This is a genomic window from Amycolatopsis sp. H20-H5 (assembly GCF_035828755.1).
GTDB lineage: Bacteria > Actinomycetota > Actinomycetes > Mycobacteriales > Pseudonocardiaceae > Amycolatopsis.
In genome coordinates this window covers 67,786-86,026 of record NZ_JAYMZS010000004.1, presented here as the reverse complement: position 1 = coordinate 86,026, position 18,241 = coordinate 67,786, and the positions used below count along the sequence as shown (strand labels likewise).

Genomic DNA, 18,241 nt, shown 5'->3' with positions numbered 1-18,241 from the left:
AGCCCATCCATCCCGGGAAAGGCACGGTGGATGGTGGCTTTGCTGGCATGATGGGGAGATGCCCGTGATCAATGAGCAGCCCAGAGATGCGCGAGCGGCACGCGATGCCGAGTTACACGTGAGCTTGCATGGCGATGACGCGGAGCGGCAGCTGCGCGGGTGGCTCGTGCGTGAAGATGAGCTGCGCGGCTGTCTGGAATGGCGTGACATGCCGATCCGACACGGTCATATGAGCGGCGTGGTCGACATGCTGGTGGTGACACTCGGCGGCGCCGGGGCCGTGCTCGCTCAGTCGCTGTCGACCTGGTTGACACAGCGCCATGCTGACATCACCGTCACGGTGAAAGCGCCGTACGGTCGTGAGGTTATTGTCAACGTGCGGCGGGCTCGTGATCCCGAAACAGTGATTCGCGAGGTCAAAGCGCTGATCGCACCTGTCGAGGAATGAATCGGGTGACAGACTTGTGGTTCCCGAACGGCAGTTCGTCCCGAGCGGTGCTGATCGGTGCGAGCACCTTCCAATCTACCGAGCTGGCGGCGATCCCCGCAGTTTCGGACAATCTTCAAGTACTACGGGACACCCTGACCGATCCCTTGCACGGCCTGCTTGGCAGCGAGCACTGCTTGGTCGAAGGAATCGGCGCTCCCGCGTCGTTGCCAAGTGTGGGTGCGGCTCTGAGCCGCGCGAGTCGTGAAGCCACGGATCTGCTGTTGGTCTACTACGCTGGCCACGGGCTGCTTGACGACGATGGGAGCCTGCACCTCGGGCTCGAAGACACCGAGCCCCGCAACGTCGGCTACAGCGGCATCCCGGTAGCGCGGATCAAGCAGGACCTCGGCCAGGCACGTGCCCGCGCCCGGGTACTGATCCTGGACTGCTGCTTCTCCGGTCGGGCCATTGCCGCGATGTCCACGCCGCAGGCTCTGGTCGCCGGCCAGCTCAACTTCACCGGCACCTATACACTGACCTCCAGTTCGGCGACCTCTCCGTCACATGCGCCGCCAGGATCGCGGCACACCGCGTTCACCGCAGCCCTGCTGCGTGCACTCGCCGAGCCGACTCCGTTGTCGCTGGACGAGATCTACCAGCACGTCCATGCTGAACTCGACGGCCGGGGCCTGCCTGCACCCCAACGCCGCGCTACCAACACCGCCGGTCGGCTCGCTCTCGTCCGAGGCCCGGCGACGACATCCGTCGAGGAACAGCTCGACCAGGGCAGTGACCGGCCGCTGACTCGTCCGGCCGGGTCGTCAGACTTGCTGGCACAGGTGCTGGCCAATGCCGGTGGCGCGCCTGCGGCGGCGGGGCAGGGCAGCCGGGAGCAGTTACCTCGACGTGAGGTGCGGGCGTCAGCTCGCCCACGCCCGGCGCCGGGAACGGACGAGGACCGTGCAGGGATCGTGCAGTTCTGGAGTATGGCGGAGATGTTTAGCCCGCCGCCGGTGAAGAAGGTCGATCGCGACAAGCTGATGTTCGCGGTCAAGCCCGGCGAGCCGTTGCCGTGGGAGCCGGACCATGAGTTGGCGCGGCGCCGGTTCACCGACGGGCGGGTGTGGCAGCACGTTGTACATCTGGGCATCTATGGCCTGGACTCGATCTTTGATGTCCTGCAGTCGGTGTTCGAGCCGAATGAGCCGAGCTTCGAGGAGCGACCGGCCGGGCAAAGCGCGCTGGTGACATTCGTTGTCTCCGCCGAGGGTCGCCCGATCGTTGGATCGGAGGTGTTGTCCAGTTGCGCGTGGGCCACGAGCCGGGTCCTGCATCCAGGCCCGGGGGCAGACGGCTGGTTGACCGGGTTCGAAGCTGTCAAACTTCGCTTCAGCGACCTGTTCGAGAAGCTCGTGGGCCCTGATTCGCACGACGCGCGAGCTGCGGCACTCGCGCGCGGCGGACACCAGGTGGGCAGTCCGATGGGGCAGGACCTCCTGGCGGGATGCTTCAACCTCGCCGAGGACATGGCTCGTCTTGGCGCGGCGGTGCGTCACGGCGAAATTCGCGTTCAGAGCAAGCGCGTGGCTCTGCGCAATGCTCATGACACCGGCCATGACTTCCTCAACAGCATGATCGCCGATGATCTCATCACTGTCACCGAACACGCCCGGGCCGGCAGGGCCGGGGCGGCGTTGCGCGAGTATCTGCGCCCCGACTCCGCACTCGACCTCGGGCAGCGGGTGGATGTGCAGGAGGACCTGGACGCGGTAGCGCACGTCACCGCGCCGAGGCACATTCCGCTAGGCCGGTGGCCCAGCGATCCGGAGCACTCCTTGGCGTTGGGGCAGCAGCTCGCTGTCAACAGCGCGCTTCGACTCCCTGCGACAGGTGCGGGGATTTTCGCGGTCAACGGGCCGCCGGGCACCGGTAAGACGACCATGTTGCGGGATTTGGTCGCCGCGGTGGTGGTCGAGCGCGCCCGCGTGCTCGCCACGCTGCCTCGTCCCGCAGACGCGTTCATCGGGAAAGAGAAAGGCTGGGTGACCGGTGACCGCAAGAGGGTCATCCACACGCTGGTGCCGCAGCTCACCGGGTTCGAGATCGTCGTCGCGTCGGCCAACAACGGCGCTGTGGAGAACGTCACCAACGAGATGCCCGCGCGGGACGCAATCGACGACTGCTGGCGGGAGATGGCCGAGGAGCTCGACTACTTCGCCGGCACCAGTTCTGAGCTGCTGACTGCCGATCCACGGAGCACCGCTGAGACCGGTGACGGGAACGCCGGGTGGGGACTGCTCGCCGCCAAGCTTGGCAACAAAGACAACCGCGGACGTTTCGTCAGTGAGTTCTGGTACCGCAAGCCGACACCGGTATCGCCAGCCGACCTGGACAAGCCGGAGACCGAGTCCGCCGACAAGGACATGATCGAGATGGATCTGTCCCACGCAGGGCTGCTGGCGATCCTCAAGGACTACGAGCTGACATCCCCATCGTGTACATGGGCGGAGGCGGTTGCAGACTTCCTTGGCGTCCTGAAGCGAGCGGAATCCGCGCAAGTTAAGCGTGAACAGGTCTATCAGGCTGTTACCCGGAAGGTGACCGCGGAAAGCCGGGTGCGCGGGCGCCGCCTGGATCACGCGGAAGCGAGCCAGCGGTTCGCGGAGGCGCGTGCTCACCTCGCTGAGGCGGAACGCATCGTGCGGGCATGGCAGATCGAACGAGACCATCGGGTGTCGAGGCGCGTCGAGAACCTCCGGTTCAAACCCCGGTTTTTGCAGTGGCTAACAACATTCGGCAGAGCCATGCGGGAATGGAACGCCCGCGATCAGTACCTCGCCGGGCAGATCTTGGCCGCCGAACAGGCCTACGGCGCGGCATACCATGGTCAAGCACGACTGACATCTGACGCGAATGCCGCCGGTCACGCTGCCACGACCGCCGCGGAGGCGGTGCGCGACGCGGAGGCCGAGCTGAACGCGATCATCGCCACATTGACGCGTGGGCAAGTGAATCTCGGGAAGCATTTCCTCGACGGCTCCTGGTGGAAGGATCGGGGCCGTCGGGAATTGACGGCCCCGTGGACCGACACAGAATGGAACTGTGCACGCACGGAACTGTTCCTGGCAGCATTGAGACTGCACAAGGCGTTTCTGCAGCACACTCCGAAGGAAATGCGGCAGACTCTGCACGGCACCGCTGATGTCCTCGCCGGTAGCGCGCCGCGGACCTTACCGGAGGCCGACGCGCTCGCGGCTTGGCAGGCGCTGTTTTTGGTGGTACCAGTGGTGTCAACGACGTTCTCGTCGTTCGCCCGGATGTTCTCCCATTTACGCGGCGAGGCGCTGGGATGGTTGTTGATCGACGAGGCGGGGCAGGCGACTCCGCAAAGCGCGGTCGGGGCCTTATGGAGGTCAAAGCGCGCGGTGATCGTCGGCGACCCTTTGCAGCTAGAACCGATCACCACGATGCCTTTCCGCGCTGAGCAAGCTATCCGGCAGGAACGGGGCGTCGATGAGCAGTGGTCGGCCAGTCGCACATCCGTGCAACGTTTAGCGGACCGGGTCACCCCGCTAGGGACGTGGTTGCCAGGAGCGGACGGGAAAACCTGGGTAGGTGCGCCCCTGATGGTGCATCGCCGCTGCGACCAGCCGATGTTCGGTATCGCCAACGATATCGCCTACGACGGCCTGATGATCCACGCCATTGTGCCAACGCATGCAGCGAGCTTCGCCGAAAAGTATCCGACGTTGCCCGAGTCGAAGTGGATCGACGTCGCCTCCGTCGATTCCCAAAGCCACTGGATCCCCGCTGAGGGCGTGCAGCTCGATCGGATCCTCCGCACTCTCGCCGGGCTGGATTTCGACATGTCCGAGGTGATGGTGATCGCGCCGTTCCGGGATATCGCCGACCGAGTCCGCAAATTCGGTGATCGTTATCCGGGGCTGGTAGCGGGAACGATCCACACTGCCCAGGGCAAGCAGGCCGACATCGTGATCCTCGTCCTCGGCAGCGACCCACAACGTCCCGGTGCACGACAGTGGGCCGCGAGCAAACCCAACCTCCTCAACGTCGCGGCCAGCCGCGCGAAACGCCGTCTCTACGTCATCGGTGACCGGCGAGCTTGGTCGAACCAGCACTACTTCGACGTACTCGCCCATCGCCTACCCCACGCGCCACCCCAAGTATGAGCGGACAAGACTGCGACCACAGCTTCATCCGCGAGTACGGCTAGCGCGGCTCGGCAGCGTATGCCTAACCGAACCCGGCCCGAACGCGACATCGACGCCTGGGTGACGACATTGAGAGCACCCGGTAAGGCCGTTGTTTGCCACCGGGCATCGGGCAGCGTGGAGTCTGTGGAATCGCGTGAGTTCAGGGTGCGGCTGCCCTCCGACGTGGCGCCGAACCAGTACGCGGCGATCGTGCACGCAGTCGCAGGCGTGCTCGACGCTGCCGGTGTGGTCGCCGGATCGTCAATCTCGGTGGACCACTACGCCACCGACGAGGATCTCAATCACGGGTTTGACCGGTTCAGCGCCGAGTATCCTTGGAGTGATCGATGATCCTGCCGGATGAGCGGCGTCAACGGCATGGAGTGAGGCACGATCGGTGGCGAACATGACCGAGCTCATCGGGAGCGCCCCCGGCCATGCAGCGGTGGCCGGGGGCGTTCTCGCCCAGCTCTCGGGTGATGCGGGTGGTGTTCTAGATGTCGAACTCGCCGTCCTTGGCGCCACGGATGAAGGCTTCCCACTCGTTGGGGTCGAAGGCCAGGATGGGGCTCGCCGCACCAAGTTTGGTGTCGCGGACCCCTATCACTCCGGGCACGGACGCGACCTCAACACAGCCGTTTTCCTTGTTGCTATGGGAGGCTTTGTGCCAGTTGGTCGCGGCGGCGAGGGCAGCAACGGCGTCCTCGTGCGTCATGATCGCTCACAGTTCCTTTGCTAGCTGGCGAAACAGCGCCGGCGTCTTGTCCGGCGCGGTGGCTTTGATTCGCAGTTCGTCCAACGCGTTGCGGTACTTTCTGATCTGTTCCAGCTCCTCGTAGTAGTAGGGCGCGACGAGGGTCTCGACGTACACGCATCCGGGGTAGTCCTCCAGTTCTGGAGGAGCGGACAGGATGGTGAACGTGCCCTCCACGCCAGTGTGCGCGCCCACCGCCGAGCACAGCACCTGCAATTTGATACCGGGCCGCTCGGCGAGGTCGGCCAGGTGATTCAGCTGCTCGCGCATGACGGTGTCGCCGCCGATGCGCCAAGTCAGCGCCGGTTCAGCCACGACCCGCCACACCAAGGGATGTTCCCCCTGCTCAAACACCATCTGCTGACGGGTCAGGCGCAGCTCGACCCGGCGTTCGACCTCGTCTTTGGGCAGGTTCGGGTTGCCGCCTCGGACGAGCGCCTCAGCGTAGGCACGGGTCTGCAACAGACCGGGGATGACCTGGGCGTCCCAGCTCTCGATCTGGCTCGCGCTGGACTCCATGCCCAGGAAGACATCGAAGTCCTGTTCGATCTCGTTGTTGGCGAACCCGATCCACCAATCCCTGCCTTTGCGGGCTCGCTCGCGCAGTCCCTGAAACGCGTCGACCTGCTCGGCCTTGCCGTAGAGGCGGAGTAGTTCCTTGAGCTCCAGCGGTTTGGGCAGGGAGCGGCCGTTCTCGATGTGCGCGATCGCGGAGACGCTGCCCTGGATTGCCTGCGCGGCAGCTTCGCGGCTGACGCCGGCGGCCTCCCGCAGCCGCCGCATCGCGACGGCGAACCACCACCTCAGCGCGGTTGGGCTGCTTGTGGCCACGGTGGTGCTCCTGTTCTTCCTGGTAGCGCCCTCACACGTGCAGGTTGCGCCGCACGCAGAAGGCCCACCCGATCGGAGTATCGGTTTTGACGATCGTCAGTTGTACGGTCGTCTTCATGACCTACGTCACTCAGGTAGCCGACACCGTACCTGGTGACGAACTCCCGTCCGGGATGGCGCTCCGGCGTTGCCCCCGCCGCCGTCGAGCGACGTCCCGGGCGGTCCGATCGGCAGCGGCCCCGGCGCTGACCCCCGACCAGTCCGGGGTCGCTGCCCCTACAGACGAAGGAACGACGTGCGATGACCGCGACCCTCACCTCACCGGGAACGGCTCTGGCCGAACTCGTCCACGCCGTCACCCGGATCTGGCGCGACGAACACCGCCGCGCTGCCCTGATCACCGAGCTGCAGTCCGCCGCGCTCGTCCCGGCGCTGTTCGTGCCAGGCATCGAACACCGAGGCGCTGCCGCGATCGTGGCGACCGGAATGCCGACTGTCGAATACCGGCGCCGGACACTGCACCGGCGCATCGACGAGCACCTGATTCTCGACGTCGAGGCAGGGACCGGCGTCCGGGTGATGGCGTGCTGGGACGACCGCGCCCACCGCGTCCGGATGCACGTCGCCGAGGTCGGCGCCAGCAGGCTGTGGGAGCGGAGCGTCGCCTGCTTCACCGCGTGGGAGATGACCGGCCGACCCGTTCCCACCACGGACGGATCGGCGTCGTGACCGCCATGACCATCACCCCGTCGACCGCGCCGAGCGAGACCGTGACCACGTCGTCGCTGCCCCGAGCGACGGCCGTGGTGCGCGCGTTCGCCACTACGCCGCCCGGCGGCTACGGGCACCCGGTGCTGGCCGTGGCGGCGGCGCTGGCCGCCGAGCACCGGCTGCGCGCCGGAGCCCACCAGATCGTCTGCGATCCCCGGGCCGCTGATCCGGTGCTGGCCACCGCCGCCCGCACGGTGCACGCACACGACGCCGCCTGTGCGGCGCTGCTCGATCGCATCGACCGCTGGGCCGCCACCGCGCTCACCGAGGGCCGCACCGGTGTCCTGCACACCGAATCTCTCGGCCAGCTCGTCGGGCGGCTGGTGACGGTGTGGATGCGCGGGCAGCTGATGGCTGATGCCCGCGCCGCGGTGGACGATCCGCGGGTCCGACTCGCGGCGAACCAGCTCGGCGAGCTGGGCCGTGCCTACGACGACCTGGTCTCCGATCTTCTGCTCGGGCGCCGCCGGCTTCCGGTCTTGCAGACGCCCACCGGCCCGGCGGGGATGGCATAAGACGATGGAGGGGGACATCCGGGCCGTGGAGGGCGTGGTCGTAGCGTCGGACAGCCCCGCCGGACGCGCGGCTGAGGCGATCAACGACCTGACGATGCACCTGCCGGACCCCGACGACTCGGGCGTCTGCCCGACCTGTGCGGGCCGGTTCTGGCCGTGCCGGTACTTCGACGACGCCGCCCACCGCGTACACACCGCCCGGCTGCGGGTCGGCGACGTCGTCCCGCTCGACCTGCACCCGCGACTGTGGCCCGCACCCGCAGCACCGGCCACATCACAGGATTCCCGTGCCTGGCCGTCGGACACCGTCAACGAGGAGTACGACCATGGATGAAGTCCTCACCTCCACCCTCCAGCGAGCGGTGTTTGGGCGGCTCGATTACCTCGAACGTCTCGCCGACGAGGGCGACCAGCAGTCCAAAGCCGTCCTTGCGGACTCCGAGATCGCCCGATTGACCGGGGCGTTTCGGGCGCTGCTGGCCGTGCACGCGCCCGACGAGCTGGGTCGCTGCCGCTCCTGCACGGCGGGGCCGTGGCGTCGCCGGGTTCGGTGCACTGTCTGGAAAGCCGCCTACCGCCACCTCGTCGGCGACACCGCCGACCGCACCACGCCAGCCGGACGGCACAGCCTCCGCAAGCCCGCTCGGCAACCCACCTGACCCCACCGGCGCGGACGTCCGCAGCCTCGGAACAGCTACTGGAAAAGTGAGCGAGTGAACACACTACGAGACGACGACACCGTCACCGACAGGGCCGCCGTGCTGCGCGCTGCGATGGTCGAGCAGTTGCGCACTCACGACGAACTGTGTAGTGACGCCCTGATTCGGGCGTTCGCCACAGTGCCCCGCGAAGCGTTCGCGCCCGGCGCGCCGCTGGAGCAGGTCTACAACCGCGACGACGTGGTCATCACCCAGCGGGACGAGAACGGGCTCGCCACCAGCTCGGTGTCCGCGCCGCGGATTCAGGCGATGATGCTGGAGCAGGCCGACATCCGGCCCGGGATGCGGGTTCTTGAGATCGGCTCCGGTGGCTACAACGCCGCGCTCATCGCGGAACTGGTCGGCCCGAACGGCCATGTCACCACAGTCGACATCGACTCGTTCGTCACCGACCGCGCCGCCGAGTTCCTCGCTGACACCGGGTACTCGCGGGTCCGGGTGGTGCGGGCAGACGCTGAGGGCGGGGTTCCCGGGCATGCGCCGTTCGATCGGATCGTGGTCACCGCCGGAGCCTGGGACATCCCGCCTGCCTGGACCGAGCAGCTGGCGGAGGGCGGCGTGCTCGTCGTGCCGCTGCGAATGCGCGGCCTGACTCGCTCCGTCGCGCTGGTGCGCGAGCAGGGGCGCCTGGTCAGCCGCGGCTATGTGCTCTGCGGGTTCGTGCCGATCCTGGGCGTCGGCGCCAACGCCGAGCGTCTGGTCCTGTTGCGCGGGGAGGACGTCGCGCTGCGGGTGGACGCCGACCAGGCCGTGGACGCCGACGCACTGCGTGAGGCGCTGAGCGTGCCGCGGGTGGTGCGCGAGTCGGGCGTGGAAGTGGGCGGGTTCGAGTCGTTCGACGAGCTGGACCTGTTCCTGGCCACAGCCCTGGACGACTTCGGACTACTCGTCGCCAAATCCGAGATGATCGAGGCCGGGGTGGTGGAGCGTTCCGCCCGCATGGGCGCGAAGACGGCCTTGGCCGGGAGCAGCTTCGCCTACCGGGCGTCGCAGGCGACCTCTGAGGACCGCACGTCGTTCGAGTTCGTGGTCTACGGCCACGGCCGCGACGGCGAGAGCATCGCCGAAAAGTACGTCGCGCTGATCCGCGAGTGGGACCGCGTGCACCGCCACGGCCCCGGCGCGCGGATCGAGGTCTTCCCGGCCGGTACTCCCGACGCCGAGATCGGTGAAGGTCGCCTGATGGAGAAGAAGCACACGCGCGTCCTGGTTTCCTGGCCGTCCTCGTCCTGACGAGGGCCGGGCAGGTCGTCCCATCCGCACGATTCACCAACCCTGTAGAGGAGTTTCGGCATGACGCTTCAGCACACTCAGGTCCCGACCGCCGCGCCGGACATGGAGTTCGAACTCGACCTGTCCATCGTGGCCTCCGGCCCAGTGGTCGCCGACCTGATGCGCAACACCGACGACAACTGCGGTGCTACCTGCCAGAGTGCCTGCTCCAACAGCACCTGCTGACACGCGCAGCGCTGACCGGTAACGGCCTGGCGGCGGGGTGCACGACATACCTCGCCCCAGGCCGTCCTTGTCTACCAGGGGGTTTGAGATGTTCACCGTGACCGACGCGGCCATGCTCCGGATCGCCACCATCCCGTCCACTGTGGACAACGGCGACTGGCCCGACCTGACCGGCGAGCAGGTCCCACACTGGCGGGACTGGCTTGCCACAACCTGGGCGGACACCGCGTTTGCCCGCGCCGTCGAGGCAGCCAGCCCCGACCTGGCCCACCGGGTCACCGCGATCTGCGCCGGGCGCGAGCGGCGGGTACGTCAAGTGCGTGGCGCGGTCGCGTCGCTGCTGCGCTACCGGCTGCGGGCATCGAACCGGGCGACCCCATTTGGCCTGTTCGCCGGCGTCGCGCCCGCCGCAGTCGGCACGGCCACCACAGTCCGGATCGGCGAGAACCACCAGGCCACCGGCCGGGTCGGCGCGGTATGGCTGGCTGGGGTGGTGGCTGAGCTGGAGGGCTGCGCCGAGCTGGCCGCGCGGCTGCCGGTCGTGGTTAACAACGCGGCGACGGTGCGCGACGGCAGGCTGGTCGTCGGCCTTCGCCAGAACCCCGCCCCGGCCGCGGCCCGCACCGACCCGGCCGAAGTGTCGATCCGCCACACCACCGCGATCGAGCTGGTCGTCCATGCCGCCCGGACTCCGGTTCGCCTGGGCGAGCTCGCCGAGACGCTCGCGACCGCGTTCCCCATGACCACACCGCTGGTGATCGCGCGGATGCTGCACCAGCTGGTCGGGCAGCGTGTCCTCATCAGCGCGTTGCGCCCACCGATGACCGCCACCGACCCCCTCGCCTACGTCCTTAATGTCCTGGACGAGACCGGAGCCGATGACATCCCTGCCGTAGGGGGGTTGCTCGCCCAGCTGCGCGACCAACCCGGCATCGGCGATCGGCGGCAGGTGGCGGTTGATCTGCGCGCCGACACGGATCTCGTTCTGCCCCGGGCGGTGACGCGCGAGGTGGAACGGGCCGCGGGCGTGCTGGCGCGGCTGACGCCGTATCCGTTCGGGAAGCCGATCTGGCTGGACTATCACGCCCGTTTCCTGGAGCGCTACGGCATCGGCGCGGCCGTCCCGCTGCTGGAACTGGTCAGCCCCGACCGCGGTCTCGGTTTCCCGGCCGGCTACAGGGATTCACTGTTGGAACGCCCCGCGCCGCGGGTGTCCGAGCGCGACGCTGCCCTGCTGCGCGTGGCCCAGACCGCCGCGCTCAACCGCGACATCGAGGTCGTCTTGGACGACGCGGCGATCACCGAGCTGGAGGCTGACAACCTCGCGCGGGCGCAGTGGCCACCGCACACCGAGCTGGCCGTCCGGCTCCACGCCTCCAGCCGGGCCGCGCTCGACCAGGGCGGGTTCACGCTGGTGGTCAGCGGCGCGTTCCGCGCCGCAGGCACCACCACCGGTCGGTTCCTTGATCTGCTCGACCACTCTGACCAGGACCGGATGGCCCGCACCTACGCCGCCCTGCCCGCGGTCAACGCCGGTGCGCGGCGAGTGCAGGTGTCCTGCCCGCCGCTTTACACCGAGACCGAGAACGTCGCTCGCACCCGCCAAGTACTACCCGACCTGCTCTCGATCAGCGAACACCGCCCCACCGACAGAGGAGTGCTGGCTCCGGAGGATCTACTGGTTGTCGGCGACGCGTACCGCTTCTGGCTGTGGTCACGCTCGCTCGGGCGGCCGGTGGAGCCGGAGGTGTTCAGCGCGGTGGAGTTCACCAACTTCGCGCACCCGCTGCTGCGGTTCGTCTGCGAGCTGTCCACCGCGCGGGCGGCGGTGTGCGGGCCGTTCTCCTGGGGCACCGCCGGTCAGCTGCCCTTCCTGCCTCGTCTGACCCACCGCCGCATCGTTCTCTCGCCCGCCCGCTGGGCGCTGACCAGCACCGATTTGCCTGGCGCGGCCGCATCGTGGCCGGAGTGGACTGCGAGTCTCGCTGTGTGGCGGGAGCGGACGATGGTGCCCGGCGCGGTCTACCTCGGCGGCAACGACCAGCGCATCCGCCTGGACCTGAACGAACCGGCCCACCTGCATCTGCTGCGCGCACAGCTGGACCGCCACGGGCACGCCACCGTCCACGAGGCCCCTGACGCCGACGCGTACGACTGGCTCGGCGGACACGCCCACGAGATCGTCCTCCCGCTCGTCGCCATCGGCCCCCGCACCTGGCCACCGCTCCCCGCTCGGACCGCACCGATCACGGCGAGCACGGCGGCGGACGGGCAGCTGCCCGGGGCTGGGCACTGGCTGTTCTGCAAGCTCTACGGCCATCCCGATCGGCACACGGCGCTGCTCACCACTCACCTGCCCGAGCTCCTGTGGACCCTGGACTGCCCGGTGCCGTGGTGGTTCGTGCCCTACCGCGACCCCGACAACCACCTCAGGCTGCGTATGCGGGTCGGCGACGACTATGGCCGCGTTGTACACCGTGTAGGCGCGTGGGCAGCGGAGCTGCGGCGGTCCGGGCTGATCGCGACGATGACGCTGGACACCTACCACCCGGAGACCGGCCGGTTCGGCCACAGCAGCGCGATGTCCGCAGCCGAGACGGTGTTCGCCGCCGACTCCGCCGCCGCTGTCGCGCAACGCGCGCATGTGGCCGGCCCCGGGTCGGTCGACGTTCGCGCCCTGACCGCGGCGAGCCTGCTCAACCTGGCCGCTGCGTTCACCGGCCGCATTGCTCAAGGCGCGACCTGGTTGATCGAGAACATCTCCACCGACCCGATCCCCGCCCCGGACCGCATGGTCTACGAGCAGGCGATGCGGCTGGCCGACCCTTCCGTCGGCTGGGCGGCCGTGCGAGATCTGGCGGGCGGCGAGGAAATCGTGGTGGCCTGGGAGCGGCGCCGAACGGCGCTGTCCACATATCGCGACACGCTCATCAACGGTGACGTCGCGACTGACGCTGTGCTGGCGTCGCTGCTGCACCTGCACTGCATCCGCACATCCGGGATCGCCCCGGAGTCCGAGCGGACCTGTCATCGCCTGGCCCGTGCCGCCGCCCTAAGCCACCGCACCAGGACAAGGATGCGCCAGTGACCGGCCCGAACCCGGCGCTGCTGGACCTGGCCACCGGCATCGCCGAGGACCTGGCCGATCCCGCGCTGCTCGCAACGAGTTCTGGCCTGCACCGGCCCTGGCCGCAGTCGATGGCCAACGGCGCCGCTGGGGTCGCCCTGCTGCACATCGAACGCGCCCACAGCCACCCCGGCTCCTGGGCCACTGTCCACACCTGGCTGTCCGCCGCCGCTAATGTCGACCTACACGGCGGGCACACCGCGAGCCTATTCTTCGACATCCCCGCGCTGGCGTTCGTCACCCACGCCGCCGCCGAAGGCTCCGGCCGCTACCATCGGGGACTGGCGCAGCTCGACACCGCCACCGTCACGCTGACCCGTGCCCGCCTCGACGCCGCACACCCGCATCGACCGCGGCGAACTCCCCGCACTGGCCGAGTTCGACCTGATCCGCGGACTCACCGGCCTCGGCACCTACCACCTGCGCCGCAACCCGCACCACGAGATCACCGCCGCCGTGCTGGCCTACCTCGTCCGGCTCACCGAACCCCTGCCCGACCACGACGGACTCCCGGGGTGGTGGACCGAGCACGGTCCCACCGGCCAGCCGCCCGCCGAGTACCCCGGCGGGCACGGAAACTTCGGCCTGGCCCACGGGATCTGCGGTGTACTGGCCTTCCTCGGTACCACGATGCGGCACGACGTCACCGTCGACGGACACACCGACGCCATCGCCCGCATCTGCGCGTGGCTCGATTCATGGCAGGACGACCACGGCGGCGCGGCCTGGTGGCCGCGGACCATCACTCTCGAGGAGGCCCGCGCCGGGCGCGCCGGGCAACGCGAGCCGCTCCAGCCGTCCTGGTGCTACGGCACTCCCGGCATTGCCCGAGCCCAGCAACTCGCCGCCCTCGCCACCGGCGATGCCGCCCGCCAGCGCACGGCCGAGACGGCGCTGCTCGGCTGCGTGAGCGACCCAGCCCAGCTCGCCCGGATCATCGACCCGAGTCTCTGCCACGGCGCGGCCGGGCTGCTGCACACCACCTGGCGCGCAGCAGCCGACGCCGCGACCGGTGACCTCGCGGCCCACCTGCCACACCTGACCGATCTGCTCGTCGACCAGCTGCGCACTGCATCCCCTGATGCCGGGCTGCTCGAAGGCAGCACCGGCGCCGCACTTGCCCTGCTCACCGCCGTCGGCGACATCCCGCCAGGATCGGGCTGGGACACCTGCCTGCTGCTGGCCTGACCCGTCCCGAAGGACCACGTGGACACCGACACCAGCCCGCAGCACGAGAACCACGGATGGCTCCAGGTCGCCATCGAGTTCACCGACTACGCCACGGCCGAGGACACCGCCACCACCCACCTCCGGCCCGTGCTGGACAACCCCGAGACCGCCGGCCTGGTCGTGTCCTGGTCGTTCATCCGCAAAGCCCCAACCTGGCGCCTGCGCTACCTCTCAGCTCCAGAGCACGCCGACGCTGCCCGGCAGGCCGTGCACCAGGCGCTGGACAGCCTGCGCGAGAACGGGCGGGTCGCCGGATGGGTCGAGACTATCTACGAGCCCGAAGTCCACGCCTTCGGCGGCCGCAACGCCATGACCATCGCCCACGAGCTGTTCCACAGCGACAGCCAGCACATCCTTGACGGCATCCGCGCTCGTGAGCGGCGGCGCGAACTGACCATCCTGCTGTGCAGCACGCTCCTGCGGAGCGCCGGACAGGACTGGTACGAACAAGGCGACATCTGGGCTCGCGTCGCCGAGAACCGGCCACTCCCGGCCGAAACCACGCCCGACCAGGTCCACAACCTCCAAGCCGGACTTCAACGACTGCTGACGGTCGACACCGACCCAGCCAGCCCGCTGATGGGGCCAGGCGGCCAGCTCTCCGACGTCGCGACCTGGACCGCCGCATTCCATACAGCCGGCGAACGGCTCGGCCAGCTCGCGCGCACCGGAACGCTCCACCGCGGCCTTCGTGCCGTACTCACCCACCACGTGATCTTCCACTGGAACCGGATCGGGCTGCCCTACAGCACCCAAAGCCTCCTCGCGCACACGGCCAAGGAGGCCGTCCTCGGAGACTGACAGACCACAGCAGGTTAAGCCGCCTCCAAGCTCTAGCCCGCCGCCGCCTTCTCGGTCGCTGCGTAAGCAACTCATCGGCCAATTCCCACGCGTGGCCGTTTTTTCGTCAACCGCCACCACTACGCCATCACCGTCACCTGATAGAAAGCCAGAACAGTCGTGGTGCCCGCCCTTGCAGAGCGAGGACTGAACCCGCGAGGAGGCCTGGGCGGCGCACCACTGATCGCCGTTCCAGTCTCTTCGCCGTTCCGTCAAACCGACGTCGGCCTTCGCCCAGGCATAAACGCTTTCGTCCAAAATGAAGGCCAGACGCAGTCTCCGCGCGCTGGCCGCATAGGCGAGGCTGTCAGTATTTAATTCGGGCAATTTCCCTTACTATCGAGCGCGAGGCAACAACGTACACCGCTCGGACCGACCGCAATGACAACCGAAACCTCAGCGTAACTGGTCAGGTCATTGGGTAGCGGGCAGCCATGGTTGGCCTTCGGCGAGTTGGACGAGGGCGTCGAAGAAGGTGATTCCGTGTTTGGCTGCGGTGGCGAGGTAGGATCGGGTGGCAGTGAATTGTCGTGCGCCTGTGAGGGTTCTGGCGCATCCGGATACTTTCTGGCGGAGTTTGACCATCCGGATTTCCCGCTCTGCGGCGTTGTTGTCGAACGGTACCCGGAAGTCGGTGGTGAACCACAGGTAGTCGTCGTGGCGGTCGAGGATGCGGCGGGCCAGGGCGTGGTGTTTGGCCATGATCTTCGTGGACCGGGCGTGGTTCTGGCGGGCACCGAGACGCGCTGCCGTACGCAGCAGCCGGGTCTGCCTGGCGGCCAGAACAGCATCGATGTGCTGAATGCCTGAGTCGATCGCCGTCGCGACAAGCTTCTTGAGTTCCAGTAGCGCGTCGGTGACCTGGGTGGCCCAGCACCACGTCGCACCGGCAGACGCGAGGTCGGCCACCGCCTGCAGTTCCCTGAGCAGGTGGCTGTTGCACAACGCGTGTGTCACTCGGCTGTAGGTGTCGTAGGAGGACCAGGCGTCGTGCACCGCGATACCGGTGAACTCGGACAGGACACCAGCGTGGTCCATCCCCTTGGTGCCGCGCTTGGCGTGCACGGTGATCAGCGAGTACTTCCCCGTCGACGCCGAATGCACCCAGTGCAGCTTCCCGGCGACCCGGAACCCGGTCTCGTCGAAATTCACCACTGGCGCTGCGACGATCCTGCCGCGCACCAGTTCCAAGAACCCCTTCAGACCAGTAGACGCGCGCCCGGCGGCGGCAGCGACAGTGCCTTCGGAGACCGGGGCGCCGAACAAACTCCGACAGAGCCTGCGCAGTGCGTTTCTTGGACAAGAACTGCCCCATGTAGAGATAGACGACGATCGCGGCGATACGCGATCCGTACTGCACCGGCGCTGTCACCCCGTCCGGTGTCACACCGCGGCTCACCTGCCCGCACCCGCAGCGCCGAGCTATCAGCTGATGCTCGCTCACCCAGACTGTGATCGGTGGCAGGTCGACGCCTCAGTCGACGCCGATGAGGCCGGCGTCCCGCACCAGCAGCCCGGCCTGGAAACGCGTGCGGGCGCCCAGGTCGGTCATCAGGTGAGCCACGTGCCTGCGGTAGGTCCGCAACGACATGCCCAACCGGCGCGCGGACACCTCGTCGGTGCAGCCGCTGGCCAGCATCCGCGCGATCGCCACCCGCAGCTGGGTGGACACGAGCTCACCGCGTCCACCGCTTTCGTCCACATCGGACGTCGCGGTGGCCCAGAAGTGCTCGAACATCTCCGAGACCCGGGCGACGACCACCGGGTTCCGGATGAGCACCGTGCCCGCCGACGGCTCGTCCTTGAGGGACGCGGATGCCAGCACCACTCGCCGATCAAACATCGCGAGCCCGAACCACAGGTGCGGCAGGGCGCGCACCTCTCCCCCCGCCGTCGTCAGCTTGTGCACATACGAGCGAACGGTCAGCTTGGGCAACACGCTGTGCTGCACCAAGGTTCGCACGCCGACGCCGCGCCGCAGCAGGTCCAGCTCGCCCGGCAACACTTCGCCGACGGTGGCGCCACTGAGCTGAATGGTGGCGAGTTCCGAACAACAGTCGTTTCGCGCCTGATTGGCGGCGATCCGCGTCGGCGCACCCGGTGGCAGGAAGGTGAACCCCTCGTCACGGGTACCGATACCGCGGGCCTGGTCGTAGACGGTTCCCCAGTCTCGCAACATCTTCCGGCTCTCGTCGACGAACCGTTGCTGGGCATGGTCGATTACTTGTGCCGGTCGCATCGCGGGGTCACCGGTCCTTCGTCAGCTGTCACGAACGTCTCGCGGCCAACTGTAGGAGCGGAGACGCGACGCGGGCCAGGATCCGCGGCCAAGTTGGGTGCAAAGCCTCAACCCGCTACGACTTAAGTTGCAGCTCACCGGGCCCGCCGGCAGCCCTGATCACCCGTTCACCCATGTCCCGCAGGTACACGGCCAATTCTGGCGGCTCGTGCACCTCGAAGTCGCAGCCCAGCATGGCCAGCCGGAACGCGATCCACTCCAGCGAGTCGTTCCTTGTGCGCAGCCGGCAATTGTGCTCGCCGACCGGTTCCAGGTCGGCGTGCGCGCCGCCCATCTTCTTTCGCACCTCACCGATCGGGGCCTGCAGCATCACGACTGCGCGGTACTTCGGAGAACGTTCGAACAACTTGCTCGCGACGTACGCGGCCGCGTCCTTGGCAGGCAGTTCGCGCGGTGTCGTCCGCGCGCCGGTGAGCACCGGCTCCCGGATCCGGTCCGCCCGGAAGATCCGCCAGTCCGAGCGGTCGTTGTCCCAGGCCACCAGGTACCACCGGCGTTTCGTCGACACGAGCCGGTGCGGCTCGACCAGCCGCCTCGTCTCGCTCCCGTCCGCCGCCCGATAGTGGAAACGCAACCGCTCGTGCTGGGCCACGGCGACCGCCATCAGGGCCAATTCCTCGGGGTCGACGTTCGGGCCGTCCCCGGCCAGCAGTGGCTCGGTGGCGGAATTCAGGGCACTGACTCGGTGCCGCAGCCGCGAAGGCAGCACCTGCAGCAGCTTCGCCAATGCCCGGACCGAGGCCTCCTCGATGCCGTCCACGGCATGCCCAGCGGCCGTGCGCAGACCGACTGCGATGGCTACCGCCTCCTCGTCGTCCAGCAGCAACGGGGGCATCGCCTGGCCCGCGACCAGGCGATACCCGCCGATGGCACCCATCGACGCCTCCACTGGGTAGCCCAGCTCACGCAACCGGTCGATGTCGCGACGGATCGTTCGGGCGCTGACGCCGAGCCGCTCGGCCAGCTCGCTGCCCGGCCACTCGCGTGGGGTCTGGAGCAGTGACAGCAGGCCCAGCAGCCGGGCCGGAGTGTCGGTCATGCGCTCAGTATCGC

17 protein-coding genes are annotated in these 18,241 nt (G+C 68.2%); 12 read left to right on the top strand and 5 right to left on the bottom strand.

Annotation, left to right across the window (positions count from 1 at the left end):
- Window positions 1-64: 64 nt before the first annotated feature.
- From QMK34_RS03195 to QMK34_RS03185, 3 genes are all read left to right on the top strand, one after another.
- Entirely contained in the window at window positions 65-448 is a 384-nt protein-coding gene (locus tag QMK34_RS03195) for an effector-associated constant component EACC1 (protein ID WP_326411231.1), read from the top strand.
- A gap of 5 nt (window positions 449-453) precedes the next feature.
- Entirely contained in the window at window positions 454-4,620 is a 4,167-nt protein-coding gene (locus QMK34_RS03190; RefSeq protein WP_326411229.1) for a caspase, EACC1-associated type, read from the top strand.
- A gap of 168 nt (window positions 4,621-4,788) precedes the next feature.
- Window positions 4,789-4,995: a hypothetical protein gene (locus QMK34_RS03185; protein WP_326411227.1), complete on the top strand. Its 207-nt coding sequence runs from the start codon at window positions 4,789-4,791 to the stop codon at window positions 4,993-4,995.
- Between the two features lie 142 nt (window positions 4,996-5,137).
- Here the strand turns inward: QMK34_RS03185 and QMK34_RS03180 are convergent, their stop codons facing one another.
- Window positions 5,138-5,359 (bottom strand): DUF397 domain-containing protein, encoded by a 222-nt coding sequence (locus QMK34_RS03180; protein ID WP_326411224.1) that lies wholly within the window; start codon window positions 5,357-5,359, stop codon window positions 5,138-5,140.
- 6 nt (window positions 5,360-5,365) lie between these two features.
- A complete protein-coding gene (locus QMK34_RS03175) occupies window positions 5,366-6,229 on the bottom strand; it encodes a helix-turn-helix domain-containing protein (protein ID WP_326411222.1) in 864 nt (287 codons plus the stop codon).
- A 300-nt stretch (window positions 6,230-6,529) separates the two neighbouring features.
- On the opposite strand from QMK34_RS03175, the gene QMK34_RS03170 reads away from it, so the two are divergent.
- The 9 genes from QMK34_RS03170 to QMK34_RS03130 all read left to right on the top strand — a co-directional run bounded on the left by QMK34_RS03170 (window position 6,530) and on the right by QMK34_RS03130 (window position 14,850).
- Window positions 6,530-6,958 carry a hypothetical protein gene (locus tag QMK34_RS03170; RefSeq protein WP_326411220.1) on the top strand — a complete coding sequence of 143 codons (429 nt, stop codon included), beginning with the start codon at window positions 6,530-6,532 and terminating at the stop codon, window positions 6,956-6,958.
- A gap of 5 nt (window positions 6,959-6,963) precedes the next feature.
- Window positions 6,964-7,515 (top strand): DUF4254 domain-containing protein, encoded by a 552-nt coding sequence (locus QMK34_RS03165; RefSeq protein ID WP_326411415.1) that lies wholly within the window; start codon window positions 6,964-6,966, stop codon window positions 7,513-7,515.
- Window positions 7,516-7,519: 4 nt separating this feature from the next.
- The gene (locus QMK34_RS03160) at window positions 7,520-7,849 is read left to right on the top strand and encodes a hypothetical protein (RefSeq protein ID WP_326411218.1); all 330 of its coding nucleotides are present in this window, start codon (window positions 7,520-7,522) and stop codon (window positions 7,847-7,849) included.
- Window positions 7,842-8,174, top strand: a complete 333-nt coding sequence (locus tag QMK34_RS03155) for a hypothetical protein (protein WP_326411216.1) — start codon at window positions 7,842-7,844, stop codon at window positions 8,172-8,174. Before QMK34_RS03160 ends, QMK34_RS03155 begins: the two co-directional genes overlap by 8 nt.
- A 54-nt stretch (window positions 8,175-8,228) precedes the next feature.
- A complete protein-coding gene (gene fxlM, locus QMK34_RS03150) occupies window positions 8,229-9,467 on the top strand; it encodes a methyltransferase, FxLD system (protein ID WP_326411213.1) in 1,239 nt (412 codons plus the stop codon).
- Between the two features lie 60 nt (window positions 9,468-9,527).
- Window positions 9,528-9,692 (top strand): FxLD family lanthipeptide, encoded by a 165-nt coding sequence (locus tag QMK34_RS03145; protein ID WP_326411211.1) that lies wholly within the window; start codon window positions 9,528-9,530, stop codon window positions 9,690-9,692.
- 88 nt (window positions 9,693-9,780) lie between these two features.
- Entirely contained in the window at window positions 9,781-12,780 is a 3,000-nt protein-coding gene (locus tag QMK34_RS03140) for a lantibiotic dehydratase (RefSeq protein ID WP_326411209.1), read from the top strand.
- A 357-nt stretch (window positions 12,781-13,137) separates the two neighbouring features.
- Complete coding sequence (locus tag QMK34_RS03135) at window positions 13,138-14,007, top strand: lanthionine synthetase C family protein (RefSeq protein ID WP_326411207.1); 870 nt, start codon at window positions 13,138-13,140, stop codon at window positions 14,005-14,007.
- An 18-nt stretch (window positions 14,008-14,025) separates the two neighbouring features.
- Window positions 14,026-14,850, top strand: coding sequence for a thiopeptide-type bacteriocin biosynthesis protein (locus tag QMK34_RS03130; RefSeq protein ID WP_326411205.1), 825 nt, complete (start codon window positions 14,026-14,028; stop codon window positions 14,848-14,850).
- Between the two features lie 453 nt (window positions 14,851-15,303).
- On the opposite strand, the gene tnpC is transcribed toward QMK34_RS03130, so the two are convergent.
- The 3 genes from tnpC to QMK34_RS03115 form a co-directional block, all read right to left on the bottom strand.
- Window positions 15,304-16,212 (bottom strand): IS66 family transposase, encoded by a 909-nt coding sequence (gene tnpC, locus QMK34_RS03125; protein ID WP_442785093.1) that lies wholly within the window; start codon window positions 16,210-16,212, stop codon window positions 15,304-15,306.
- 151 nt (window positions 16,213-16,363) lie between these two features.
- The gene (locus QMK34_RS03120; RefSeq protein WP_326411201.1) at window positions 16,364-17,128 is read right to left on the bottom strand and encodes a helix-turn-helix transcriptional regulator; all 765 of its coding nucleotides are present in this window, start codon (window positions 17,126-17,128) and stop codon (window positions 16,364-16,366) included.
- 115 nt (window positions 17,129-17,243) lie between these two features.
- The gene (locus QMK34_RS03115) at window positions 17,244-18,227 is read right to left on the bottom strand and encodes a helix-turn-helix transcriptional regulator (protein ID WP_326411199.1); all 984 of its coding nucleotides are present in this window, start codon (window positions 18,225-18,227) and stop codon (window positions 17,244-17,246) included.
- Window positions 18,228-18,241 lie beyond the last annotated feature (14 nt).